Below are 24,027 nucleotides of genomic sequence, written 5' to 3'. Positions count from 1 at the left end.
AGGCGCGGCAGACGGTTTTCGGTCATCACGGTTCCCCGGGGTTGGCTGATCCACCGTGCAGGTTGCGAGTGGACGCAAGGAGGTTTTAATGAAAGCTGTACGCAATTCGATTTCTGCACCTAGGAACGATATGTTCAAAAGCTTGCTTGTTTCATGGAATGACAGTGCTGATAAAATGACCCCGGCGGTGTCCAAGCAGTGCGCCGCCGGTGTGGTGGAAAATGCCCTCAATCGGGGCGAGCCGAGGCCGTCGCTTGTAGCGCAGATCGCCGTCGATGTCGGAGCGGACATCATCGAGGGCGACTATGCCCCCGGCGCCGACCTGAACTCGGTCGACCTGTCACAGCGCTACACCACCAGCCGTACTCCGGTGCGCGAGGCGCTGCTGCTTCTGGAGAAGGAGGGGCTGGTCACCATTCCGCCCCGGCGCCGGCCGCGGGTCGTGCAGTTCGACGTCCACGACGTGCGGGAGATCTATCGCACCCGCTGCGCGTTGCTGGAGTTCATCGCCTCGGATGTCGCTAGGAAGGCCACGGACGAGGACATCGCGCGGCTCGAGGCCATTGCCTGCCAAATGGCGACGTTCCACGAGCGGGGCGACAACAGCGCTTATCTGTGGTCTAATGTCGGCTTTCATGACCTCAACACCGACCTCTCGGGCAACCGAACGGTGAAGCGGATCATCGACTCGCTTCTCCTGCGCACGCTTCCGCTGCGCCGGCTCAGCCTGTCGACGCCCGAGGCGATCCGGCTGTCGCTGGAGGACCATCAGCTGTTGGTGCGAGCCTACAAGAGCCGCGATTCCAACCTTGCGGCGGCGATCCTGCGGTCCAACCACATGCGATCGCTGGCGCGGATCGAGATGCGCCTGGCGCAGTATGCGGTCGGCGAGGCGTCGCTGATGGCGGCGGCGCAGGTGCCTTGAGTTCATGGGGCCCCCAGGAGTCTCGCCGCCACAGTGTGGTTAGTTTTTGGTCGGTCAACAAGGCTTTTGCAAGAATAAGTCGACACTGACGGCCAGTCCGTTAACCTGACCGCGCCAGCACAGGAGCCATCATGGCCGACCGACCCGCACACGGATTCCTTCTCGTCCTCGGTACCCCGTCACCCACGGACGAAGAGGAGTTCAACGCCTGGTACGACGCCGAGCATTTGGCAGAGCGGATGGCCGTGAAAGGCTTCCTTTCGGGGCAGCGCTATGTCGCGATTGAGGGCTATCCGAAATATTTGGCGCATTACGACACCGAAACGCCCGAGGTGCTCGACAGCCCCGAATACATGAAGGTGTCGGGCGCGAACTTCAGCCCGTGGACGGTGCGCGTAACCACGTCGACGAAGGTTGACCGGTCGGCCGGGCGCCAGATCTGGCCCGGCGAGGCGGTGCTGCCGAGGGCGCCGCGCCTGCGGCTGGTGCGCTTTGACCTTGCGGGGCAGAGAGAGGAGACGCTGATCGCTAGGGTGCAGGAGATTTCGGGCGATCCGGCGGCTGGCACGCGCGCGGCCATGGTTCTGGAGCAGCCCGACCCGTTGCGACACTACGTCCTGTTCGCGGCGTCCTTTCTTGAGCCCGAGTACCTATTCCTGCCGCGCTTCGGCGACCTGGCCGGTGCGGTGGTGCAGCACAACACTTATGCCGACTACATGCTGCGCTGAGGCGCGGTTTACCGTGCATCAGCTGCCCGTGGCCTGAGAGCGAGATCCAGTCTCGCGCTCAGACGCGACGACGCGGAGGTTTGTGGTCGCCGGTCGCGTTCACCTGCATGACCTCGCTCGAGGGACTGACGCGCGTTTACCGCAACCTACGTTGCGCGAGCGCTGGCTGGCCATCCTGCTACTGAGGGTGCTCGAGGCAGCGCGGCGCTCCACCGTTAAGCCCGTGAGCTTCGAGGTCGCGGTGGTCGTCCTATACTCTCTACGACCGCTACGCGCAGGCCATCCTGAACCATGCCGGTGTTGCCTGGCAGAACGCTCTGAAGGTGATCGTGCTGGGCTGCAACGGCATCTTCCGCATTCCCTTCGCGGCCGGGTTTGGCCCGTCGGCGAGGCACTCGTCTAGCCACGTCTCGGTCAACGTTCGGGGCGGTAGCCACTATGCGCTGATGACCGGCGACGCGATCCACCAGCCGCTGAAGCCGAGCTTTGCCGAGCTTGGCATTCGCTTGCGGCGGGCCGGAAGCGGCAGACACCCGGCAGCGCATCTGCGAGCGGCTAGCCGACGCGACCACGGCGCTGCTGACAGCGCCTTTCATCGACCCGACGGATGCATCGTCTGGCGTAACGGCGCAGCCTCCGAATTCCGCTTCACAGAGTGTGGGTGAGGGCAGTCTCTCCACCGATAAAGATGCGGTAATTGTCGACTTTGCAGCGCATCTTCTCTTTGGCACGGTCTGCCAACGCCGTTGCGGGACGCTGTCGGCCGTAAAGAAGTCTTCTGGTGACCTTGCCGCGACTTGTGTGGAGTTTCCAGACTGCGCTAGCATTCCTGACGACGATAAGTCGCGTTTTATGCCCCGCCTCCGCCGTTCCGCTCCACGGTGGAAAAGCAGTGGACTATCCTCGACCTCGGCGATAAGTCTGGTTACAAGTGTCGACATATGACGCGGGAGCAGGGAGGATCCGTTCGCATGCACGCAAAGTCGAAAGTGACCGGCTTTCCGACCTTAGTGTCGCGTGACAGCGGGGCGGTAGCCCAAGGGCCTCGTCCACACCCTGCCGGGCGTATCGGATCTGGCCGCCTCGGCCGAGATTGTCGAGAAGACGGGTTTCGGCTCGGGCAACATCGCGCAGGTGCGGGCCTGGCTCGAATCCAACGGCCGCAGTCAGGTGATCCGGACCAGGTTCGAGGAGCATGTCTGCGTGATGCAGTGCGCGGCGACGCTGGCGCGGGACGGCATCCAGGTCTTCCGGGCGGCCCACGCGTCGCCTCCCGGCGACCCTTGGACCGCAAAATCGCTCTGGCGCGGCTGCGGACCGGCGGTATGGGCATCGTAGCGTCCGAGACGGCCGTCTTCGAATGGCTTGGCGGAGCCGGTGCAACCGCGTTCCGCGATCTAAATCGCCTGATTCGCTGACCGCTGTCAGCGGGCAAGGCTCGACCGGCCAGCCGGCGGCATGTGTCAACCGGCCTGCCCGGGGAAATATGAGGGAAATACTATGAACGATGCCATTGCCGATACCGAAGTCACGCCCGATGCGGCTGCCGCACGGGCGACAGAAAAGGCGCTGAACGGGATCCGCATCCTAGATCTGACCCAATTCGAGGCGGGCCCGTCCTGCACCCAAATGCTCGGTTGGCTGGGCGCCGAAATCATTAAGATTGAATCTCCCGGCACCGGTGAACAGGGCCGCCGCGCATCCACCGAGAACGACGAGGTTGATTCCGTCTACTTCATGCTGCTGAACGCCAATAAGAAGAGCGTTACATGCAACCTGAAGAGCGAAACGGGCAAGACCTATATCCGCAAGCTGATCGAGAAGTGCGACGTCTTCATCGAGAACTTCGGCCCGGGCGTCATCGAACGTCTCGGCTTTTCCTACGAGGAGGTCAGCAAGATCAATCCGCGCATCATCTATGCGCAAATCAAGGGCTTCGATCAGTCCGGTCCCTATGCCAAGCTTCTCGCCTTCGACAACATAGCCCAGGCCGCCGGCGGCAGCCTGTCGGTGACGGGCGACGCCGACGGGCGCCCGCTGACGCCAGGCGTCAACGTCGGCGACACCGGCAGCGGCCTGCACTGCTCTGTCGGCATCCTGTCCGCGATCATCCAGCGGCAGCGCACCGGGCGCGGACAGCGCATCGAGATCATCATGCAGGAGGCGGTGATCAATTTCGGCCGCATCCTCTATGCCGCCCAAGCGCACTTCGGAACTGCTGTCCCGCGTCGAGGCAACGCGCATATCATGGCGGCCAGCGCACCCTGCGAGGTCTATCCCTGCAAGGGCGGAGGACCGAACGACTACATCCTCGTCTACACGAGCCGTGCGACCAACCGGCAGTGGGAAAGCCTGCTGAAGCTGATGGGCCGGGAAGATCTGAAGGACGAGCCGAAATATACCTCGCCCGCGCTGCGCTATCAGAACAGCGTGGAGATCGACAAGATCGTCGCCGCATGGTGCGTGACCCGCGACAAGTACACCTGCATGCGCGAGCTGGGTGAGGCCGGCGTGCCCTCGGGCGCAGTCATCGACACGATGGAGATGTACCAAGATCCGCAGCTGCGCAAACAGGGCGCCTTCGTCACGGTGGATCACCCGGTGCGTGGCGAGTTCACGCTGCCGGGATGCCCGGTGCGCATGTCGGATTCCCCGATCGAAACTTCCGCGCCGCCGCTTTTAGGCGCCGATAACGAAGAAATCTACGGCGGGCTTCTCGGCGTCAGCGAAGAGGATATCGCCGCGGCCCTCGCCGACAAGTCCATCTGACGCACACCGCCCTTCAGTCGAGGGGCGGTGCCTCAAACCAAAAGAGCCCACAAATGGGCAATTGTCGACTTTTGGAAGCCGTCGGGGCGTCACTCAACCCACGCGACACCCCGGCGGGATTTCCTACCCTCGGGCTTAGAGGGAGCTGTATCGATGAATTCTTAATGAAAACAGTGCCAAGGGGGATCCTTCATGGCCTGTTACTGCCAACTGTGCGTTACATCAGGGATCAATTTAGTGTCGACATTTTGGACGGTATGCCTCAGGATGTGTCCAATGTGGCAGTCCAACAGGACCGCCGCGCAAAAGGGGAGGAAAATCATGCTAAGAGAGATCAGAGGCGCGATCCTTGCCGCCGGGCTGGCAACCGCGGCGCTTGCGGGCGCGGCCCCGGCACTGGCCCAGGACGGGCCGCGGTATGGCGGCAACTTCATCGCCGCGATCGCCGGCGAGCCGGGCGGGCTGAACCCCGTCCTTTGGCAGGGGGCAGAACCACAGATTTCCACGTCGGGGCTGTTCGATCCGCTCATCATGCTCGACATGGACGGCAATCCCGAAGGCGTGCTCGCCGAAAGCTGGAGCCTTTCGGACGACCGACGCACCATCACCTTTACCTTGCACGACGGCGTGAAGTGGCATGACGGCGAGGACCTGACCTCGGACGACGTGTTGTGGACATTCATGGGCTCGCGCGACGGCTACATGCCGCATTCGCGCTATCGCTCGACGCTCGACGGGCTGGTCGAAAGCTATGCCGCGCCCGATCCGTTGACGTTCGAGATAACGCTGAAGCAGCCCTACGCGCCGTTCCTCAAGGTCTTCGCGGCGTCGAACTATGCTATGCGGATCGTGCCCAAACACGTCTATGACGGCACCGATATCCAGAACAACGACGCCAATTGGGCGCCAATCGGCAGCGGGCCGTTCAAGTTCAAGCAGTGGGTGCGCGGCAGCCATATCGAGCTGGAGCGCAACGAGGATTACTTCGTCCCCGACCTGCCGCGGATCGACAACCTGATAATTCGGGTGATCCCGGATGAAACCGCGCGGCTGCTTGCACTGCAGCAGGGCGAAGTTGACTACCTTTACTATTACGCGGTCGCCTTCAGCGCGATCCCGACGCTGCAGAGCGACGATAGCATAGTCGTCACCAATGAGGGCGCGGGGCTGCAGGGCCAAGTCGAGATGCTGACCTTCAACCTAGACCGCGCGCCGTTCAACAATCTGAAGGTGCGCCAGGCCTTCGCCTATTTGCTGGACCGCGAGAAGATCAACGAGCTTGTGTTCTTCGGCCTCGCCCGCCCCGCCCTGTCGAACATTGGCGAGACGACGCCGTTCTCGTCCGAAAACGTGCAGGTCAACTACGACATGGGGTCCCACGAGGCCAACGTGGCCGAGGCTGACCGGCTGCTGACCGAGGCAGGCTTCCCGCGCGAAGGCGACGCCGAGCGGTTTTCAGTCAACCTGCTGCACATGTCGGGCCGTCCCTATGCTGGCAAGGTGGGCGAAGTCTTCGCGCAGAGCCTGAAGGAAGTCGGCGTGAACCTGACAACCACGCCTCTCGACCGGCCGACCTTCATCGAGATGACCCACGCCAAGTGGGACTTCGACCTGTCGGAGCAGCAGTTCACCTCGGGCGCGCACCCCTATGTTGGCATCGTCCGCTATCTACGCAGTGACCTGCACATCGCCGGAACCTACCCGTCGAACCACATGGGTTACAACAACCCCGAGATTGACTCGCTCTTCGAGGCGTCGACCACGGCGGCCAGCGACGCGGAAGAGGCGAAGATCTGGGCCGATGCGCAGAAGATCCTCTCGGAAGACCTGCCGCTTCTGCCGGTGGTCGAGATGCCTTATACCAATGTCTACCGCGCCGAGTGGCACGACGTCTTCTCGTCCATCGACGGCGTCTTCGACATTGGCCGAACGGTCTGGACCGAGAACGGCAGCGAAAGCCGCTGACGTCCGCCGGCGGATTGGATCCGCAACGAAACCACACCCCGCCGGTCAACGGCGGGGCGACCCCCGAAGTGATCCGACCGGAAAGACAACCCCTCGATGAGCGGCAGCTTTGTCTCGCGCCTCAGCTACATCCTGCGCCGGCTGGCGCAAGTAGCGCCCATGATTCTGGCAGTGGTCACCATCAATTTCCTGCTCATCAACCTAGCGCCCGGCGATCCGGCGACGCTGATGGCGGGCGACTTCGCCGATCTAGAGACGATCGAGCGCCTGCGAGAGGAGTTCGGGCTGAACGAACCCCTTCACGTGCAGTTCTCCAGCTATGTCTGGAAAGTGCTGAACTTCGACCTTGGCTATTCGTACCAATTCCGCGCGCCGGTGCTCGACATCGTTCTGGCGCGGCTGCCGAACACGTTGATCCTTCTGTTCTTCTCATTCATTCTGTCGATGATCCTCGGGATCCTGCTGGCCGCCGTGTCGGCGCGCCGTCCGAACCGCGCCTTCGACAACACCGCCTCGAGCATCGCGATGCTAGGCTACTGCCTGCCGATGTTCTGGCTGGGGATGATGCTGATCCTGATCTTCTCTTCGACTCTACGCTGGTTCCCCACGGGAGGAATGTATTCCCTGCGCGCGCCGTCCGAGGGATGGCCCCGAATGCTCGACATCGGCCGCCACCTGGTGCTGCCCGCACTGGCCTATGCCGCATATTTTCTGGCGATGGCCTATCGCCTGACGCGGGCCAAGCTGATCGAAATCCTGCGCGAGGACTATATCCGCACAGCTCGGATGAAGGGTCTGAGCGACTGGAGTGTGATCTTCCGGCACGCCCTGCGCAACGCGCTGGTGCCGGTGATTGCGGTCATGGGGCTGGACTTCGGCGTGATGATCGGCGGCGCCGTGGTGGTTGAAACGGTGTTCTCGTGGCCCGGCGTCGGCCGACTGATGTACGAAAGCATCCTGTCGCGGGACTATCCGCTTCTCCTTGGCATTTTCGTGATCGTGTCGTTCGGGATCATCCTGGTGAACCTGATCGCGGACCTGATCTGCGCCATGATTGACCCGAGGATCGCCTATGGCTAGTGGTACGGCCTCTGGCCTCTCCAGGTCACGGCGGCGCACTCGAATGCCGATCTTCTTGCGCGCCTATAGCGAGAATCCGTCGGCCGTGGCTGGCGCCGTGCTGGTGTTCGCGCTGGTGGCGGCGTCGATCCTGGCGCCGCTGCTGACCGAGTTCGCCCCGAAAGAGTTGGGCGGCGCACCGCTGCAGCCGCCGGGCGCCGGGCACCTGATGGGCACCGACGACTTAGGCCGTGACCTCTGGGCGCAGTTCCTCTACGGCGGGCGCGCCTCGGTCATCGTAGGCCTTGTCGCCGCCGCGATCTCCACCGTAATTGGCGTCAGCCTCGGCGCGATCTCGGGATATTTTGGCGGCTGGGTGGACGACGTCGTTCAGCGCATGACCGAGATGTTCTCGATCGTGCCGCGGTATTTCTTTGCGATCGTCACGGTGGCAATCTTGGGCGCATCACTGATCAACGTAATCTGCGTCATCGGGTTGCTCAGTTGGCCGCCGATGACCAAGCTTGTCCGGGCCGAGTTCGCCACTCTCCGCTCGCGGTCCTTCGTCGACGCGGCGAAGATGGGGGGCGAGGGGCCGATGTTCATTATCTTCAACGAAATCCTGCCGAACGCCCTCCCGCCGATCGTGGTGCAGACCATCCTGACAATCTCGGCCGCCGTGTTGATGGAAGCGACGCTTAGCTTCCTTGGGCTGGGCGACCCGAACCTTATCAGCTGGGGCCTGATGCTGAACAAGGCGCAGCAGTTCCTGACGCTCGCACCCTGGATGGCGATCTTCCCGGGGCTCGCCATCTCGCTGTTCATCCTGGGCCTGAACCTGATGGGCGACGGGTTTAACCAGGCGCTGAACCCGCGGCTGCGGCTTGAGGCCCGTAAATGACGAGACCGGAGCGGCTTCTGACAGTCGAAGAGATGTGCCTGCACATCGACACCTACCGCGGCACTGTGCGCGCAGTAGACGGCGTCACCTTCCACGTCGATCAGGGTGAATCGGTGGGCATCGTCGGCGAGTCGGGCAGCGGCAAGAGCATGACCGCGCTCAGCCTCATGCGTTTTACACCTCTCGCCGGCCGATTCACCGCCGGCAGCGCAATGTTCCAGGGCCGCGACCTGCTGAAGCTGTCCGAGCGCGAGATGCGGAAGATCCGGGGCAAAGACATCTCAATGGTGTTCCAGGATCCGATGACCTTCCTCAACCCACTGATCCGGATCGGCGACCAGATCGGCGAAGTGCTGGTCGAGCACGAGGGCTTGTCACGCCGCGCCGCCTTCAACCGCGCAGTTGAGGTGCTGCGCCAGGTCCGCATCCCGTCGCCCGAGGACGTGGCCGCGCAGTATCCGCACCAGCTTTCGGGCGGCATGCGCCAGCGGGCGCTGATCGCCATGGCGATCATCGGAGCGCCGTCGCTGCTGATCGCGGACGAACCTACGACCGCGCTTGACGTCACCGTGCAGGCCCAGATCATCGAGCTTCTGCGCGGCGTGAAGGAGAAACACGGCCTCTCGCTGCTGATGATCACCCACGATCTAGGCATCGTCGCTCATGTCTGCGACCGGGTCTACGTCGTCTACGCCGGTCGGATCATGGAAGAGGCGGGCGTGTTCGAGGTCTTCGAGACGCCACGCCATCCCTATACAACGGCTCTGCTGAGCTCGATCACCTACGACGAGGAATCGGGAGACGGCATCGGCTACATCGAGGGCACCGTACCGTCGCTCATCGACCCGCCCGAGGGTTGTCGCTTCCACACCCGCTGTCCCGCGGCCATGCCCGTCTGCCGCCGCCTGCAGCCGCCGCGCACTCGCGTGAGCGAGACGCAATCGGTCTATTGCTGGCTATACGAGGAGGCGCAGGATGAGTGACCTTCTGCGCCTCGATGCGGTCGAGCGTCACTTCGACCTTGGCGGCGGGCTGGCCGAATTGTTCGGCCAGCGCCGGATACTGCACGCGGTCGATGGGGTCAGCCTGTCGATCGGCCCGGGCGAAACCTTCGGGATCGCCGGGGAGTCCGGCTGCGGAAAGTCGACACTCGCGCGGCTGATCTGCCGCCTTGACCGGCCGACCGGCGGAAGCATCACCTTCGACGGGCAAGACCTCGGCAAGCTGAACCGGAACGAGGTGCGCGCGCTCTATCGCGAGATCCAGATGGTGTTCCAGGATCCGATGGCCTCGCTCAACCCGCGCAAGACGGTCGGGCGCATCATTTCGCGGCCGCTCCGGCGGCAGCTGGGCCTCACCGGAACCCCGCTGCGCAACAGGGTTCTTGCGGCGGTGTCCGAGGTCGATCTTAACCCGGCCGAGGACTACATCCAGCGCTATCCGCACGAGCTGTCGGGCGGCGAGAAGCAGCGCGTCGTCATTGCCCGCGCCGTCGCGCTCCGCCCGAAACTGGTGGTGGCGGACGAACCTGTCACCTCTCTGGACATGTCTGTGCGGGGCAAGGTGCTGGCACTCATGTCGGACCTTCAGGCGCGTCACGGCCTCAGCTACCTCTTCATCACCCACGACCTGCGCGTGCTGCGCATCATGTCGTCGCGCGCGGCGATCATGTACCTAGGTCAGGTGATGGAGACCGGACCGACCGCCGAGCTTTTCGCGCGACGCTACCATCCCTACACGAAGGCGCTGTTCTCGGCCGAGATGGTGCCCGACCCCCGCGCTGTCCGCCGCACCCGCGGCCGACTGATCGAGGGCGAGGTGGCCTCGGCCCTGAACCCCAAGGATGCCTGCCGGTTCCGCGAACGCTGCCCCTGGCGCCGGCCACGCTGCGACGCCGAAACGCCGAAGATTGACGCGGCCGCACCCGGCCACGGCGTCGCCTGCCACTTCTGGCGGGAGATCGCCGCCGGGACAGCCAACAGCACGATCAAGGAGACGACATGACCATGATTACGGGAAATGACCTGGTGGGCAAGGCCTTGGCAAGCCAAGGTGCAGACACGATCTTCTTCATCATGGGCGGACCGATGAACGACGCCCTGAACGCGAGCGCCGCAGCGGGGCTGCGCTTGATCGACGTGCGCCACGAGCAGGCCGGCGCGATGATGGCCCATGCCTTTGCCCGTGTGCGCAATCGCCCCGGCGTCTGTGCCGGCGCCTCCGGTCCCGGCACCATCAACCTTGTCACGGGCCTTGCCAACGCACTAATCGACTGCGCGCCGGTCGTGGCGCTTGGCGGGGCAACTCCTATCCGCCAATGGGGCACGGGTGCCTTCCAGGAAATCGACCAGCTTGCCATCATGCGTCCGGTGACGAAGTGGGCCGAACGTGTCCATGACGCCGCCCGCATCCCCGAACTGATCGACCGCGCCTTCCACATAGCCACCTCGGGCAAGCCGGGTCCGGTCTACCTCGACCTTCCTGGAGACGTGCTCTACAGTGAGATCGAGGCCAAAACGGTTCGCTGGCCGGTGGCGCCGGACCTCCGCCCGCGCCCACGGCCGAAGGCAGCACCCGACGAGGTCGAAGCAATTGTCGACGCGCTCGGGAAGGCGTCGCGCCCGATCCTGCTAACCGGCAGTGGCATCATCTGGTCGGACGCTCATGCCGAGCTGCAGGCTTTTACCGAGAAGGCGGGCATCCCGTTCTATACCACGCCACAGGGTCGCGGCGTGATCCCCGAGGATCACGCCCTGTGCTATCCGCTGGCCCGGTCCACGGCGTTTAAGGAGACCGACCTGGTCCTCGTGGTGGGCACGCGGCTGAACTACGTATTCTCGCATGTTCGCCCGCCGCGCTTTCCCGCCGACGCTCCAGTGATCCGCGTCGACATCGACCCGGCCGAGATCGCCGGATCGGAGAACGTCGACATTGGTGTCGTGGGCGACGCCAAGGCCGTACTTGCGCAGCTGACGGATGCGATTCCCGGCGTCGGTTACGGCGCGTGGCGGTCGCGTCTGGCGCAGCGCAATGCCGAGAAGGTCGAGGGGCATGAGGCGAAGCTCGCGGATCCGGCTATGCCGATCCATCCGCTGCGCCTGTGCCGCGAGCTGCGCGACGTGATCGGGCGGGACGCCATCCTCTGTGTCGACGGGCAGGAGATCCTGAACTACGGGCGCATGTCGATCCCATCCTACCGTCCGGGTCACCGGCTGAACTCGGGGCCGTTCGGAACCATGGGAGTGGGCCTGCCCTTCGGCGTCGGGGCCAAGGCAGCCCGGCCCGACGCCGAAGTCGTGGTGCTCCATGGCGACGGCTCATTCGGACTGAACGCGATGGAGCTAGATACGGCCGTGCGCCACAAGCTGCCGCTTCTCGTGGTGATCAGTCTGAACGGCGGCTGGACCGCCGATCCGGAAAAGGTGAAACCGGGCCGCGACCTGGGGTACACCCGGTTCGACAAGATGGCCGAAGCGCTCGGGTGCTATTCCGATTATGTCGACGACCCGAACGAGATCCGCCCTGCGCTGGAACGCGCCCTTGAACGGGTGCGCGCCGGCCAGGTCGCGGTGGTCAACGTGGTCACGGACTGGAAGGCACGCTCGGTCACCACGAGCTTCACGGCCTTCAGCACTTGACGGGGCGCTGAATCGCGCAAGCCCTGCCTTCTGTCGGCAAAAGAAACATTGTCTCACGCGGCGTGCCCGCCCGCTTCTGGATATTTTAAGTGAAAACGGTGACTTGGGTTCGCGCTACCCGATGCACATCAATCGTTGCCGACGTTGACTGCCCCTAATGTCGACACTACAGTCGCTTAACTGACTGGATAAAGCGGCACCGGGTCCCCCTTCGCGCCGCGGCGCCCGGTCTGCCAGCACGGAGCCATGCACTCAGCACAACGAGACATGCAGAATGAACGACGAAGACGACATCGGAGAGGGCAGGGGCACGATGCGGCATACGGGGCTTTGGGCCGGTGGCATGCTGATCGTGGTGGGGATCTTTGCGCTGGTCGTCGCCTCGGGCTACACGTTCGGAACACCTCGCCGGATGGGCGCGGGGTTCTTCCCCGTCGTCCTGGCCGTGCTGCTCGTGCTTCTGGGCGGCGCGCTGACCGTGACCGCGCGACATGAACTCATGCCGATCCTGCTGCGCCTGAGGCCGGTCGTCGCGATCCTGGGCTCGATCCTGACCTTCGCGCTCCTGATCCGACCGGTGGGGCTGCTCCCGACGATCATAATCGCGGTGATCCTAGCGGCGCTGGCCGAAAAGGGCCGTCGCCTATGGTCGGTGCTAGCCCTCGGGGCCGGCGTCGCGCTGGTCGTGGCGGGTATCTTCGTGTTCGGCCTGAACGTGCCGCTGCCGCTGTTCTGGTGGTAGCGATGGAATTCTTTCTTAACCTTTACGAAGGATTTCAGGCCGCGCTTGGGCCGCAGCTGCTGTTCTACTGCGCCGTCGGTGTGACCGCGGGCACCGCCGTGGGCGTGCTGCCAGGGATCGGGCCGCTGGTGGCGATTTCGGTCCTGTTCCCGATCACGTTCCACGTCCCACCCGACGCCGCGGTGATCCTGCTGGCGGGCATCTATTTCGGGGCCCAGTACGGCGGATCGACCGCGTCGATCCTGCTGAATCTGCCGGGCACCGCCTCGAACGCGGTCACCTGCATCGACGGTTATCCGATGGCCCGGGACGGACGTGCCGGCAAGGCGCTGTTCATGACTACAATAGCCTCGTTCTTCGGCGGGACGGTGTCGCTGATCGCGCTGATGATCTTCACGCCGCTGATCGTCGGCATCGCGCTGAAATTCGGCTCGCCCGAGTATTTCGCTCTGATGGTGCTGGGCCTGATCGCCGCAGCCACCCTGGCCTCGTCCTCGCCGCTGCGTGGAATCGTGATGGTGGTGCTTGGCGTGCTGCTCAGCCTCGTCGGGACCGACGTTAACACCGGCGCCTACCGCTTCACCTTCGGCATGTCGAGCCTCGCCGACGGGCTGGGCCTCGTGCCGCTCGCCATGGGCCTCTTCGGCGTGGCGGAGGTAATCGAGAGGCTCGTGTCGGGCCGCGTCGCCGGCAAGCCCGAAACGGTCGGCTTGAAGTCCATGCTGTTAACGCGCGACGAGACCCGGCGCACCTTCATGCCTATGGTGCGCGGCTCTCTGTGCGGGATCTTCAGCGGTATACTGCCGGGCGCCGGCCCGTCGCTGGGCGCCTTCCTGGCCTACGGCCTGGAAAAGCGCGTCTCGCCCAATTCGGCGAACTTTGGCAAGGGCGCGATCGAGGGCATCGCCGCGCCCGAGGCCGCGAACAACGCGAGCGTGCAAGCCGCCTTCATCCCTACGTTGTCGCTCGGCATTCCAGGCGATGCGATCATGGCGCTAATCCTCGGCGCGCTGGTGGTCCACGGCATCCAGCCAGGCCCCAACGTGATCCCCCAGAACCCCGAGTTGTTCTGGAGCCTTGTCGCAAGCTTCTGGATCGCCAACATCCTACTGTTGGTGCTGAACTTCCCGCTGATCGGGCTGTGGGTCAAGATGCTGACGATCCCGTATTCAATCTTGTACCCGGCGGTCATCATGTTCATCTGCGCCGGCGTGTTCAGCCTGAGGCTCAGCGGGTTCGACGTGCTGATCGTGCTTTTGTTCGGCGCCGTAGGATACTTTTTCAACCTGGTCCGCCTGCCGACCGCCCCGCTGCTGCTGGGTTTCATCCTAGGCACGCCGCTCGAACAGCATCTGCGCCGGGCCATGATCATCTCGCGCGGCGACGCCTGGGTTTTCCTGGAGCGGCCGATCTCGGCAGTGCTTCTGGCGCTGTCGGCGCTGCTGATCCTGGGCGCGATGGCGGCCGCGCTGATCCGGCTGCGGCGAGGCGGCGGCATGTCGCGCCGCGACCGAGTTCGGGAAAACTGACATTCGATTCTAAGAGACGACATCAAGAAGGAGGAAACTATGATCACTCGAAGAATACTTCTGGCAGCCACCTGTCTGGCCCTAGCTGGGCCGGCAATGGCGCAATCCGCCTGGCCCGACCGCCCGGTGACCATCGTCGTTCCGTTCTCACCCGGCGGAGCCACGGACATCACCGCGCGCCTCGTCGCCGACACCATGTCCGACCGCTTTGGTCAGCCTTTCGTGGTCGAGAACCGCACAGGCGCGGCGGGCAACATCGGGGTTGAGGCCGTAGTTAACGCCGAACCGGACGGCTACACCTTCCTGTTCGCGACCCAGGGCACGATGACGGTCAACCCGCACATCTACGATCTCCCCTATGATCCGCTGACCGACCTGACGCCAGTCAGCCAGACCTTTTCGGTCGACCACTTTGTGGCCGTGCTGCCGTCGCTCGGCGTCAGTGACCTGGCCGGGTTCATCGCGATGGCGAAAGAGAAGCCGGGAGAACTGAGCTATGGTTCGGCGGGAGTCGGGTCGTTCTTGCACCTAACCACAGTGATGCTCGAGGAAGGTGCCGGCATCGAGTTGAACCACGTTCCCTACGACGGCTCGGCGGCGGCGCGGACCGACCTCCTGGCGGGTAACATCGACATGGTGATGGATAGCGTGCCGTCGGCACTCGGGCAGATTGAAAGCGGCAGCGTCCTCGCGCTCGCGATCACCGGCGGCACCCGCAACAGCGCAGTGCCGGACGTGCCTACGATGGCGGAGGCCGGCGTCGACGGTTACGCGATCTCGTCCTGGGGCGGCCTGATGGCCCCTAAGGGCACCGACCCGGAGATCGTCGAGACACTGAGCAACGCAGTGCAGGAGGCCTACGCAACCGACGCGATCCAGGCCGCTTTTGCCGAACTCGGCCTCGGCGCGGCCTCGTCCAGCCCCGACGGCTTCGCCGAACTGGTGCAGAGCGACTACACCACCTTGGGCAAGGTCATCGAGTCCGCCGGGATTGAACGCAACTGAAGACGGCGCCGGCCCGCATCACGGGCCGGCGCCTCAAGGCCCGCTCAGCTTGGCGAGGCGCCTTCGCATCAGCGCCGGCGGCTGGGTTCCCGCGATGATCGCGTCCTGGATCCTCGGGAGAGCGTTGCGAGCAGCGCGATGACGCGTCCAGGTCTTGTCAAAGAAACCCGGCGTCCGAAGCGGTGCCACCCTCCGCGGTGCCTGCGCATAGTCGGACATGATCGTATGCGTTGTTGAGGAGAGACTGGATGCATTTTAGTAGACGGCACTTTGCAACCAGTTTGGCTTCTGTGGGGCTGCTTGGCTGCTCGACGCCGAGTTCTCTCAGCAGTTCCGGGGCGATTTCCCTCAACCCGTGAAACTGGGCGAACGTCTCGTAGCATGGCGCGAAAGCGACTTGACCGCATGGCTGGAAAGCCGCGAAACGCGGGACGTCTAGATTTGGACGGTAATGGGACGGCCCGGAACCTGCTACAACGGCCTTATCATTTGTGGACGGCTCCGGTTTTGCAAGGTTTTTCTCGAGCGACTTGGATCGAAGCAGGTAGCGGTCATTTGTCCGGCCTGTGTGCGCGGCGTGTCTGACCGCTGGCCCTGATGAAGTCCGCTTGCCGGGTCCCAAATCAGATTAACGAGCGTTGACGCCCAGACAAGACCTCGGGGTGTCCCGGCAGCGGCGACGCTTGATCATCATCACTCACGTCTGCCCTTGCATCTCATCGCGGTGCCTTTGGAGCGCCGCCATGTCCTCCGTCGTTCAGATGGCCGCTGCGACCCTGTAGGTCTCTCCCTTCACAAGCAGCGCCCATGCGGTGCGCGCCGTCTTGTTGGCGATGGCCACGGTCACGAGCCGCGTTGGCTTGCGTTCAAGCAGGGATCTGACCCAGGCCCCGCTCCGGGTGTTGGTGGTTGGCGCGCGCCGTGTCACCGAAGTGGCGCCGACCACAAGCAATCGGCGCAGATAGCCGTTGCCCATCTTCGAGACCCGTCCCAGCCGATCCTTCCCGCCTGAGGAGTTCTGTCGTGGCACGAGCCCGAGCCAGGCCGCGAACTGCCGGCCCGATTTGAAGACGGTCGGATCCGGCACGCTGGCCGCGAGCGCCGTGGCGGTAATGAGGCCTACGCCCGGGATCGTCTCGAGCCGCTGGCTTGCCTGGTTCTGCCGGTGCCACGCCATGAGCTCGCGTTCGATTTTGCGGATCTCTTCAGTCAAGGTCTCAAGCTGGGCGGCCTGCGATAGAAGCGCCGACCGAGCAAGGGCCGGCAAGTCCAGCCCGTCGTTCGGGTCGCTCAGGCGCCGGACGAGGTCGACAACCTTCCGTGGTCCCTGCGCGGTGATCGTGCCGAACTCCGCCAGATGTGCACGGATCGCGTTTAGGATCATCGTGCGTTGCCGCATCAGCAGGTCGCGTGACCGGTGCAGCACCAGGACCGCCTGCTGTTCCTCGGTCTTCACGGGGACAAAGCGCATGTTTTTTCGGGTCACAGCCTCGCAGATCGCCTCGGCATCGGCCGCATCGTTCTTCTGACGCTTCACGTAGGGCTTCACGTAGGCAGGCGGGATCAGACGCACCTCGTGCCCGAGCGCTGCAATCTCCCTCGCCCAGAAGTGCGAAGTCGGGCAGGCTTCCATGCCGATCAGGCAGGGTTCGAGCTTGCGGAGAAAGTCGAGCGCCGCCCCGCGGCGCAGCTTCTTCTGCAGGACAACTGTGCCGCTGTCGTCAACGCCATGAAGCTGAAAGACGGACTTGGCGAGGTCGATCCCGAGTGTTGTAATCTCCATGTGGTCGGCTCCTTCCTTTGTTGGCTGTCACACTGCACCAACATGGCACAATGCGATGCCGTCGGGGTGGAGCCGTCCACACCATCAGATTAAACTCGTTTGCTAGGCTAACTGGTGCCCGATTGTTCTTCCGCGACGCTCTCTGCAAGGCCTTTTCCCTTACAGAACAGTCTTTTGCGTCCATCCCACAGCGATGGCATGGGAAGAGGCGCTTCCGGCTGATTGTTCTGATGGTGTGGACGGCTCCACCCCGACGGCATCGCATTGTGCCATGTTGGTGCAGTGTGACAGCCAACAAAGGAAGGAGCCGACCACATGGAGATTACAACACTCGGGATCGACCTTGCCAAGTCCGTCTTTCGGTGCTGTCAGACCAATGCGAACCAGTCGCCGCAAGCCGGTGACGCAGACCCTCAACCTGCATAAAGACCGCGCCATTCGACAAGAGCGGCGGTGCGGTTCAGCTTGAAGAGGTTTCGACTGGAGAGGCTGCGTTCCTGGTTGAAGTGGTTCGAAACGGAGGCGTGGACGGAGGCAAACTTTTGCAGACATCGCATCTGGCGGAAGCGCTGCATCGCCCGCTCCCGTCTTCGGAACGGCAGATGCGAGTTCTCCGCCCGGTTGTTCACCCAGCGACCCATCTCGCGATCATCGCCGCGCCCCATTTCCTTCAGAGCTGCGCCGTAGGTGCGGAGGCGATCGGTCACCACTTCCTCCGGCCGGCCGTGCCGCTTCATCGCTTTCCTGAGGAACTTCAGCGCTGCCTTCTTGTCCCGGGTGATCGTGACGAAGCTCTCGAGAACCTCACCCTCATGATCGACGGCCCGCCAGAGATAGTGCTGCCTGCCGTTGATCTTCACGAACATCTCGTCCAGATGCCAACGCCACCGGCTCGAGCGCCTGCCCTGGACCCGGCGCTTCCGGATCTCGGAGGCAAACATTGGACCGAACCGGTTCCACCAGTACCGGACCGTCTCGTGGCTGACGTCGATGCCACGTTCGTGGAGAAGATCTTCGACGTTCCGCAATGAGAGTGGGAAGCGGACGTAGAGCATGACAGCCAGGCGGATGATCTCGGGGCTCGTCTTGAAGTACCTGAAGGGGCTGCGTTTCGTCATTGGGCGAGGGTAGGTCGGCCACGATCCTGTCTCAAGGCAAGTTCTTCTGACACTGCCCTCCGCCCTGTTGTTCACCCAGCGACCCATTTCGCGATCGTCGCCTCGCCCCATTTCCTTGAGGGCTGCGCCATAGGTGCGGAGGCGATCGGTCACCACTTCCTCCGGCCGGCCGTGACGCTTCATCGATTTCCTGAGAAATTTGAGCGCTGCCTTCTTGTCGCGGGTCGTCGTGACGAAGCTTTCCAGTACCTCACCTTCATGATCTACGGCCCGCCAGAGATAGTGCTGCCGGCCGTTGATCTTCACGAACATCTCGTCCAGGTGCCACCGCCATCGGCTCGAGCGCAGGCCCTGGACCCGGCGCTTCCGGATCTCGGACGCAAACATCGGACCAAACCGGTTCCACCAGTACCGGACCGTCTCGTGGCTGACCTCGATGCCACGTTCGTGGAGAAGGTCCTCGACGTTCCGCAGCGATAGCGGGAAGCGGACGTAGAGCATCACCGCCAGGCGGATGATCTCGGGCGACGTCTTGAAGTACTTGAAGGGACTGCGTTTCGTCATCGGGCGAGGGTAGGGAAGTCACGAACCCGTCTCAAGGCAAGTTCTTCTGACAGTGCCAGCCATACTGCTTACCCAGCAGCAGGAACGGCTCGCCCTGCATGCCGCCCAACATGCGGAATCTTCCGGCATGCTCTTTCGGATGCGCGCGCATGTGGCCGATCTGATCTCTGGCTCCCCAGCGTTGCGCTCAGTCCTTGGTCATATTTCCGAGCGGACTGGTCTTGATCCGCGCGAACGGCACCGGCTTGAAAACGAGGCGCTGGCGCGTCGGCATGAGCGCGAGAAGATCGCTCTCGAAGGGCAGAAGAAAGCCCTCGACAAAATTGATCGCCGCGAGCGGGTCTCACTGGAGCGTGACCTCAAGCGCGAAGCCCTGATGGAACGCACCAAGAAGAAAGAAAAACGCGCCGCCGAAGACAAGGATAAGGTTCGCGTCCAGCGCACCGATCCGCGTCTGCTTGACGAGGGTGCGCTCGGACAGGAATTCAACGCTGAAGCGAGGGCCTCTCAAGGCGAGAGCGCCGACGATGGTGACGGCGATGACGGTGGCGATCTGCGCAAAAGCTGGAAGCAGCGCGCCGACGAAATTGGGCAGCGGCGCGGTCGTGGTTGCGGATTCAAGATGGAGCGCGATGGTGATTGATGCCTAGGCGGTCAAATGCGTGCGCGCACGTTCAAAATGCTGGATCAGTTCGACATGGTCGTTTCCGAGTCCTTCAACGCAGTAGGGGTTCAAAAACTGACGACCGGCAAACAGGCTCTTATCTGTTGGGGATAGCCCGGCAATTTCGCAGATCGCGTCCCATTCTCCGGCAATTGTCGAGATTTGGCCCTTGATGATTTCGATAGCTTCATCCGCTGTTAGCAGGAAATCCCCGGCGGCGGCGAGGCAAGTGCTGAGTCCGCTCAGCCGGTTATCGCCTTTTATAAGCATTGCTTGTGTGGCCTCACCACCAGCGCGGCCTTGCGGGCAGATGTCATAGGCCGGAGTCATTGTCAGCATTTTACCGTCCCAGAAAGCAGCGTGGTTCCGGGCATGATCGTCCGTGTTGCCGCAAAGAATGTTGAAGCAAATCCGTCCATAGAGGTCTCTGAGTGTTTCTTTTGGATTAGTGAAGTGATGGCGGATGATCTCGGCCAGGACCTCGTACGAGGCGTAACGCGCCATCATTTCATCCAACCCGAGCATCGTCAGTGCCGAGACCATGGCCTTGCGTTGCCAGCCGCTATTGGTCTTGATGCGGTCGAAACGTTCGATCAGCAGCACGTCCTTGCCCGCGGCCCCGATCAGGGAAACGGGGGCGACATTTAGCCCACAGGCAGCAGCAAGCCGCATGGCTATGAATTCTGCCTTCACGACGCTGTAGAGGTCCGTGCTCGAAGAAAACTTCGCAATCAGCTTACGATCACCGCGATCGATCAAGGCTTTCGGGCGTGCGCCGCCGATAGATGTCCCGTGATTAAGTGCCTGGTCGAGCGCCGGTGTCAGCGGCACGCCTTTCTCGATGCGTTCGGCCGCTTCAAGCAGTTCCTCGTAGGACGCCTCCGATTTCAAGCGGGGAACGTATTCCGTTGCGGATTCCTGGAAGTCGAGCGCGCCAATCCGGTCTGAGCCCGATTCCAGAAGGTAAGCCAACTCTGTTATATCGCGGACTTTGGCCTCCGCAGCCTTTGCACCGACGAGGCGGTTGATGATGACCCTGCGCCCCCACGCGTCCGGCGAGCCGTCACGAATGCAACTAGCCATCTTAAGGTCTGCGATTGGTTCGATCCGGCCGCGGCGGAGTGGCAACTCAGGCTCGTAGATCGGAATCGCGTTCTCACGCTCAAGGTAGCTGGCGCCATAGTTGAAGACGTAGCGCTCGCCGACTCGTTCGATCCGGCCAGCAACGTGAGGTTCTGTCTCGCCTGGTAGCCAAATCCAGACAAACGCCTCTTTGATCTGTCCACCCTTAGAAGTCATCATCGACCTCCTGAGTAGATGTCCGCACGCTTTGGGGGAGCAAGGTTAGTTTTTCGTCAAGCCGAGCTTTGTGCATGGCAAGGGTTCTTTCGTCGTATTCGAACAGCCGCACGCCCACGAGGGCTGCGACCTCAAATACGGTGCCGATTTCGCTTCCTGGCTCCCCTTTTTCGATGGTGTACAGTGTCGTGCGGCTGATGCCCGCTCTGTCGGCAAGGTCCTGTGCAGTCATGCCACGTTCTGCCCGGCCAACTTTGATGAGCTTGCCTAAGATCAAAAGCGCTTGCCGCGTCACCCGCGAGTAGCTTCTTTTGCGTTTCATCGTAAACCTGCCTTTGTTCTGTTTATTGTACGTAAAGCTGGTTCACGTACATCTTATTGAACATCATACAATAGAATTCGTACAGATGTCAAGTTCTTGTTCAGTTAATTGGACGGGAAGGGCGCTCACGTGCATCTTATTGAACATTGCGTATCAGACAGTTAGGCTGAGCAGAAGGTTTGTGCATGGGAGTGGAGTGATCCAAACTCACCAGCAAAGCAGGGCCGGGATACGCGCCTGCCTCGTCCTCGCCGCCGCACCCCCATCAGCAAGTGAGGGGTGACGAACGGCTCCGGCGAAGCAGGGCGATCAGACATGCAATTCTTTGCGTGGGCGCCATTGTCTGATATTCTGACGTCAGGCAAGAGATTGAGAAGACAGAAAAAAATAGAATGGCAGACGACACACTAAAACGGTTTGAAACGATACGGATTTTCGCAAAGGGTGGGAAGCTGGCGCCGCACAAGCCACTATTGCTTTTGTACGCTCTCTCCAAGCTGAAGAACGAAAACGCCGAACGCATTGCCTTCACCGATGCCGAAGACGTCGTCGGACCTCTCATCCAAACCTACGGACCGTTCAATGCCAAAACCAGCGTTGTCTTCCCTTACACCCGCCTTGCCAACGATCACATCTGGTGGGTCGAGCCCCACGATAAGAACGCCTCAGGCGACCTGAACCTCACCGAAGCGCGAGACCGACGGCTGCAGGCGGGTTTCTCGGATGACGTCCTTGCCGCCTTCCGGAAAGACCCAAAGCTGATCGACAACGTCGCCATCAACCTTCTGGAGCGGAACTTCTCGCCAAGCCTGCATCAGGACATCCTGGATGCGGTCGGTATGTATCTCGGCGATGATGAACGAGAAGCCGTCCTGCGCCGTAAGCGTGATCCGCGGTTCCGCGTCATGGTGCTCACCGCCTACTACGAGCAATGCTGTGTCTGTAAGTACGACGCCAAGATGAATGGTGCCGCCATCGCCCTTGAGGCCGCCCACATCAAAATGCACTCGGCCGGCGGCCCCGACGACATCGACAACGGCCTTGCGCTCTGCGTTATCCACCACAAGCTCTTCGACCTAGGGGCGATGACCGTTGACCCCAATCTCAAGATTAGGGTCTCCGAGCGCGTTGTCGGCGACTGGGGGCGCAAACTCAACGACGAGTTTCATGAAAAGGAAATCCTGCTTCCCAGAAGCGATAAGCTGCACCCGACGCCCGCTTACATCCACTGGCACAACGATCAGATATTCAAAGGCGTGGTGGGGTAGGCGATGACATCAGGAAAGCTCGTCAGGGTGGTGTCAGACGAATGCGAACCAGTCTCCGCAAGGACAGGCGAGCTGATACGTCAGGCCGCGAAAAGGCCGCGCCACTCGGCGAGGGCGGCAGCACGGCTCTGCTTGAATACGATGCGGGAGGAGAGGCTGCGTTCCAGGTTGAAGTGGTTGTGAACCGAGGCATGGACAGAGGCAAACTTCTGCAGACATCGCATCTGTCGGAAGCGCTGCATTGCCCGCTCCCGCCTTCGGAACGGCAAGTGCGAGTTCTCCGCCCGGTTGTTCACCCAGCGACCCGTCTCGCGATCGTCGCCTCGTCCCATTTCCTTCAGAGCTGCGCCGTAGGTGCGCAGTCGATCCGTCACCACCTCCACCGGCCGGCCGTGCCGTTTCATCGATTTTCTCAAGAATCTCAGCGCCGCCGACTTGTCCCGTGTGACGGTGACAAAGCTCTCCAGCACCTCGCCTTCGTGGTCGACGGCCCTCCAGAGATAGTGTTGCTTACCGTTGATCTTCACGAACATCTCGTCGAGATGCCACCGCCACCGGCTCGAGCGCATGTCCTGCACCCGGCGCTTCCGGATCTCTGCCGCGAACATCGGCCCGAACCGGTTCCACCAGTACCGGATCGTCTCGTGGCTCACTTCGACACCCCGCTCGTGTAGCAGGTCTTCCACATTCCGGAGCGACAGAGGGAAGCGGATGTACATCATTACTGCCAGACGAATGATCTCGGACGAGGTCTTGAAATAGCGGAACGGGCTGTGCTTCTGGGTCATGGCAGCAGGCTACGTGCCAGCTTAACCTCGCTCAACCCGTTTTGCTCTGACACTACCTACAAAGCTAATCGGCGAAATGTCGGGCGGTGGAGTGTGAGAACGGCCGCATTCAGCGTAGGCTGCCTTCCAACTTTTGGCCTGGAAACTGCAAGTAAGTTCCAGTTCCGGTTCTCCGGACTGGCACCTGCCGGCACGCGAGGAAGGCAAATCCTAGGAAAGAGCACTGGGTGCAGGAACGACCGATAGGAGGGCGCGAAGTGGACATTGGCTAGAAAACAACCTAACGGCAGCTATGGGCCGTCAACTTCGTGCGATTGCCTTCTTGCAAAGGGTTCGATTGGTTTCCAATCTGGGTGCGGACAAACAAGAGGACTAACGATGAGTGCTCGTTTATCGACAGCAATCAGGATCGGGGATGCCGCTACAGCGATCTTTCGAAAGATAAAGAGCTTCCCAGACCAGCGTTTTTGAGGAAGTTGAAGACTGGACCGATCGCGATCACGTCGGCGTAGAGCCAATGCTGTTGGCGCTTTCGATGGAATTGGCGCTCAAAGCATGGTTCGTTTTTGACTATAACGATCCAAATGTCGTCAAGTCGCATGACCTGACAAAGCTCTTTGATGCCTTGCTGCCCGAAAGCCAGCAGAGGCTTGACGAGGAGTTCAATCGAGCGGTGAACCCGCGTCATCCCAGCGTCTTTTTCTTCGACTACGGTATCCGAGACATTCTTTTGCAGCACAAAGATGCGTTTGTTGATTGGCGCTATCTCCACGAAGCAAAGAAAACGATGATGTTTGACCAGAGCGCCTTTGAGGCAACGCTTGAAATGGTGCTCCGTGAATTCAGGAAGAGATACCGCATTGAACCCGTAAGACCACTTCTCGGCCATCCTATATGATGTCTGCTTTGGTGAAGCTGCACCGCGGCGTGTTTGCTGCGACGAGTGTCTCCTCTGGGCCG

At 62.1% G+C, this 24,027-nt stretch carries 23 protein-coding genes and 1 pseudogene; 18 read left to right on the top strand and 6 right to left on the bottom strand.

Annotated features, from left to right (window positions below; translation table 11 throughout):
- The first annotated feature begins 88 nt into the window (after nucleotides 1-88).
- From EF888_RS14935 to EF888_RS22270, 15 genes are all read left to right on the top strand, one after another.
- Entirely contained in the window at nucleotides 89-925 is an 837-nt protein-coding gene (locus tag EF888_RS14935; RefSeq protein ID WP_109761206.1) for a GntR family transcriptional regulator, read from the top strand.
- A gap of 131 nt (nucleotides 926-1,056) precedes the next feature.
- The gene (locus tag EF888_RS14930) at nucleotides 1,057-1,653 is read left to right on the top strand and encodes a DUF4286 family protein (protein ID WP_109761207.1); all 597 of its coding nucleotides are present in this window, start codon (nucleotides 1,057-1,059) and stop codon (nucleotides 1,651-1,653) included.
- A gap of 323 nt (nucleotides 1,654-1,976) precedes the next feature.
- A complete protein-coding gene (locus EF888_RS14925) occupies nucleotides 1,977-2,318 on the top strand; it encodes a hypothetical protein (RefSeq protein ID WP_126918587.1) in 342 nt (113 codons plus the stop codon).
- A 469-nt stretch (nucleotides 2,319-2,787) separates the two neighbouring features.
- Nucleotides 2,788-2,991: a cysteine hydrolase family protein gene (locus EF888_RS21900; RefSeq protein WP_109761208.1), complete on the top strand. Its 204-nt coding sequence runs from the start codon at nucleotides 2,788-2,790 to the stop codon at nucleotides 2,989-2,991.
- Between the two features lie 162 nt (nucleotides 2,992-3,153).
- A complete protein-coding gene (locus EF888_RS14920) occupies nucleotides 3,154-4,422 on the top strand; it encodes a CaiB/BaiF CoA transferase family protein (RefSeq protein WP_164721711.1) in 1,269 nt (422 codons plus the stop codon).
- Nucleotides 4,423-4,743: 321 nt separating this feature from the next.
- Nucleotides 4,744-6,387 carry an ABC transporter substrate-binding protein gene (locus EF888_RS14915; protein ID WP_164721710.1) on the top strand — a complete coding sequence of 548 codons (1,644 nt, stop codon included), beginning with the start codon at nucleotides 4,744-4,746 and terminating at the stop codon, nucleotides 6,385-6,387.
- Between the two features lie 96 nt (nucleotides 6,388-6,483).
- Nucleotides 6,484-7,467, top strand: coding sequence for an ABC transporter permease (locus EF888_RS14910; protein ID WP_109761211.1), 984 nt, complete (start codon nucleotides 6,484-6,486; stop codon nucleotides 7,465-7,467).
- Nucleotides 7,468-7,510: 43 nt separating this feature from the next.
- Nucleotides 7,511-8,347, top strand: a complete 837-nt coding sequence (locus EF888_RS14905) for an ABC transporter permease (protein ID WP_109761212.1) — start codon at nucleotides 7,511-7,513, stop codon at nucleotides 8,345-8,347.
- A complete protein-coding gene (locus EF888_RS14900; protein ID WP_109761213.1) occupies nucleotides 8,344-9,330 on the top strand; it encodes an ABC transporter ATP-binding protein in 987 nt (328 codons plus the stop codon). The genes EF888_RS14905 and EF888_RS14900 overlap by 4 nt, the downstream gene beginning before the upstream one ends.
- Nucleotides 9,323-10,351, top strand: coding sequence for an ABC transporter ATP-binding protein (locus EF888_RS14895; protein ID WP_109761214.1), 1,029 nt, complete (start codon nucleotides 9,323-9,325; stop codon nucleotides 10,349-10,351). The genes EF888_RS14900 and EF888_RS14895 overlap by 8 nt, the downstream gene beginning before the upstream one ends.
- Nucleotides 10,348-11,985 carry a thiamine pyrophosphate-binding protein gene (locus EF888_RS14890; RefSeq protein WP_109761215.1) on the top strand — a complete coding sequence of 546 codons (1,638 nt, stop codon included), beginning with the start codon at nucleotides 10,348-10,350 and terminating at the stop codon, nucleotides 11,983-11,985. Before EF888_RS14895 ends, EF888_RS14890 begins: the two co-directional genes overlap by 4 nt.
- Nucleotides 11,986-12,259: 274 nt before the next feature.
- A complete protein-coding gene (locus EF888_RS14885) occupies nucleotides 12,260-12,727 on the top strand; it encodes a tripartite tricarboxylate transporter TctB family protein (protein WP_109761216.1) in 468 nt (155 codons plus the stop codon).
- A gap of 80 nt (nucleotides 12,728-12,807) precedes the next feature.
- Nucleotides 12,808-14,256, top strand: a complete 1,449-nt coding sequence (locus EF888_RS14880) for a tripartite tricarboxylate transporter permease (RefSeq protein ID WP_241239682.1) — start codon at nucleotides 12,808-12,810, stop codon at nucleotides 14,254-14,256.
- Nucleotides 14,257-14,295: 39 nt separating this feature from the next.
- Nucleotides 14,296-15,261 (top strand): Bug family tripartite tricarboxylate transporter substrate binding protein, encoded by a 966-nt coding sequence (locus tag EF888_RS14875; RefSeq protein WP_109761218.1) that lies wholly within the window; start codon nucleotides 14,296-14,298, stop codon nucleotides 15,259-15,261.
- 355 nt (nucleotides 15,262-15,616) lie between these two features.
- On the top strand, nucleotides 15,617-15,700 hold the full coding sequence (locus EF888_RS22270) for an AlpA family phage regulatory protein (RefSeq protein ID WP_241239904.1): 84 nt from the start codon (nucleotides 15,617-15,619) through the stop codon (nucleotides 15,698-15,700).
- Nucleotides 15,701-16,018: 318 nt separating this feature from the next.
- Here the strand turns inward: EF888_RS22270 and EF888_RS14865 are convergent, their stop codons facing one another.
- The 3 genes and pseudogenes from EF888_RS14865 to EF888_RS14855 form a co-directional block, all read right to left on the bottom strand.
- The gene (locus tag EF888_RS14865; RefSeq protein ID WP_109761271.1) at nucleotides 16,019-17,044 is read right to left on the bottom strand and encodes an IS110 family RNA-guided transposase; all 1,026 of its coding nucleotides are present in this window, start codon (nucleotides 17,042-17,044) and stop codon (nucleotides 16,019-16,021) included.
- Nucleotides 17,045-17,457: 413 nt separating this feature from the next.
- Nucleotides 17,458-18,162 carry an IS6 family transposase gene (locus EF888_RS14860; RefSeq protein ID WP_109761255.1) on the bottom strand — a complete coding sequence of 235 codons (705 nt, stop codon included), beginning with the start codon at nucleotides 18,160-18,162 and terminating at the stop codon, nucleotides 17,458-17,460.
- Nucleotides 18,163-18,213: 51 nt separating this feature from the next.
- Nucleotides 18,214-18,726 (bottom strand): annotated as a pseudogene (locus EF888_RS14855) (IS6 family transposase); the annotation flags it as partial.
- Between the two features lie 52 nt (nucleotides 18,727-18,778).
- On the opposite strand from EF888_RS14855, the gene EF888_RS14850 reads away from it, so the two are divergent.
- A complete protein-coding gene (locus EF888_RS14850) occupies nucleotides 18,779-19,369 on the top strand; it encodes a hypothetical protein (RefSeq protein WP_126918586.1) in 591 nt (196 codons plus the stop codon).
- Nucleotides 19,370-19,372: 3 nt separating this feature from the next.
- On the opposite strand, the gene EF888_RS14845 is transcribed toward EF888_RS14850, so the two are convergent.
- Nucleotides 19,373-20,689, bottom strand: a complete 1,317-nt coding sequence (locus EF888_RS14845; RefSeq protein ID WP_109761248.1) for a type II toxin-antitoxin system HipA family toxin — start codon at nucleotides 20,687-20,689, stop codon at nucleotides 19,373-19,375.
- On the bottom strand, nucleotides 20,679-21,011 hold the full coding sequence (locus tag EF888_RS14840) for a helix-turn-helix transcriptional regulator (protein WP_109761249.1): 333 nt from the start codon (nucleotides 21,009-21,011) through the stop codon (nucleotides 20,679-20,681). The genes EF888_RS14845 and EF888_RS14840 overlap by 11 nt, the downstream gene beginning before the upstream one ends.
- Before the next feature lie 392 nt (nucleotides 21,012-21,403).
- Here EF888_RS14840 and EF888_RS14835 point away from each other — a divergent pair, with 392 nt between their 5' ends.
- On the top strand, nucleotides 21,404-22,279 hold the full coding sequence (locus EF888_RS14835) for a phosphorothioated DNA-binding restriction endonuclease (protein WP_109761250.1): 876 nt from the start codon (nucleotides 21,404-21,406) through the stop codon (nucleotides 22,277-22,279).
- 80 nt (nucleotides 22,280-22,359) lie between these two features.
- On the opposite strand, the gene EF888_RS14830 is transcribed toward EF888_RS14835, so the two are convergent.
- Nucleotides 22,360-23,067 (bottom strand): IS6 family transposase, encoded by a 708-nt coding sequence (locus tag EF888_RS14830; protein WP_109761251.1) that lies wholly within the window; start codon nucleotides 23,065-23,067, stop codon nucleotides 22,360-22,362.
- 517 nt (nucleotides 23,068-23,584) lie between these two features.
- Between EF888_RS14830 and EF888_RS14825 the strand changes: the two genes are divergently transcribed.
- Nucleotides 23,585-23,965, top strand: a complete 381-nt coding sequence (locus tag EF888_RS14825) for a hypothetical protein (RefSeq protein ID WP_109761252.1) — start codon at nucleotides 23,585-23,587, stop codon at nucleotides 23,963-23,965.
- The last annotated feature ends 62 nt before the right edge of the window (nucleotides 23,966-24,027 follow it).

This window comes from Silicimonas algicola, from assembly GCF_003970735.1.
In the GTDB taxonomy this organism is placed as follows: Bacteria; Pseudomonadota; Alphaproteobacteria; order Rhodobacterales; family Rhodobacteraceae; genus Silicimonas; species Silicimonas algicola.
Note: the sequence above shows the minus strand (reverse complement) of the source record. Positions and strands in the feature narration are given on the sequence as shown.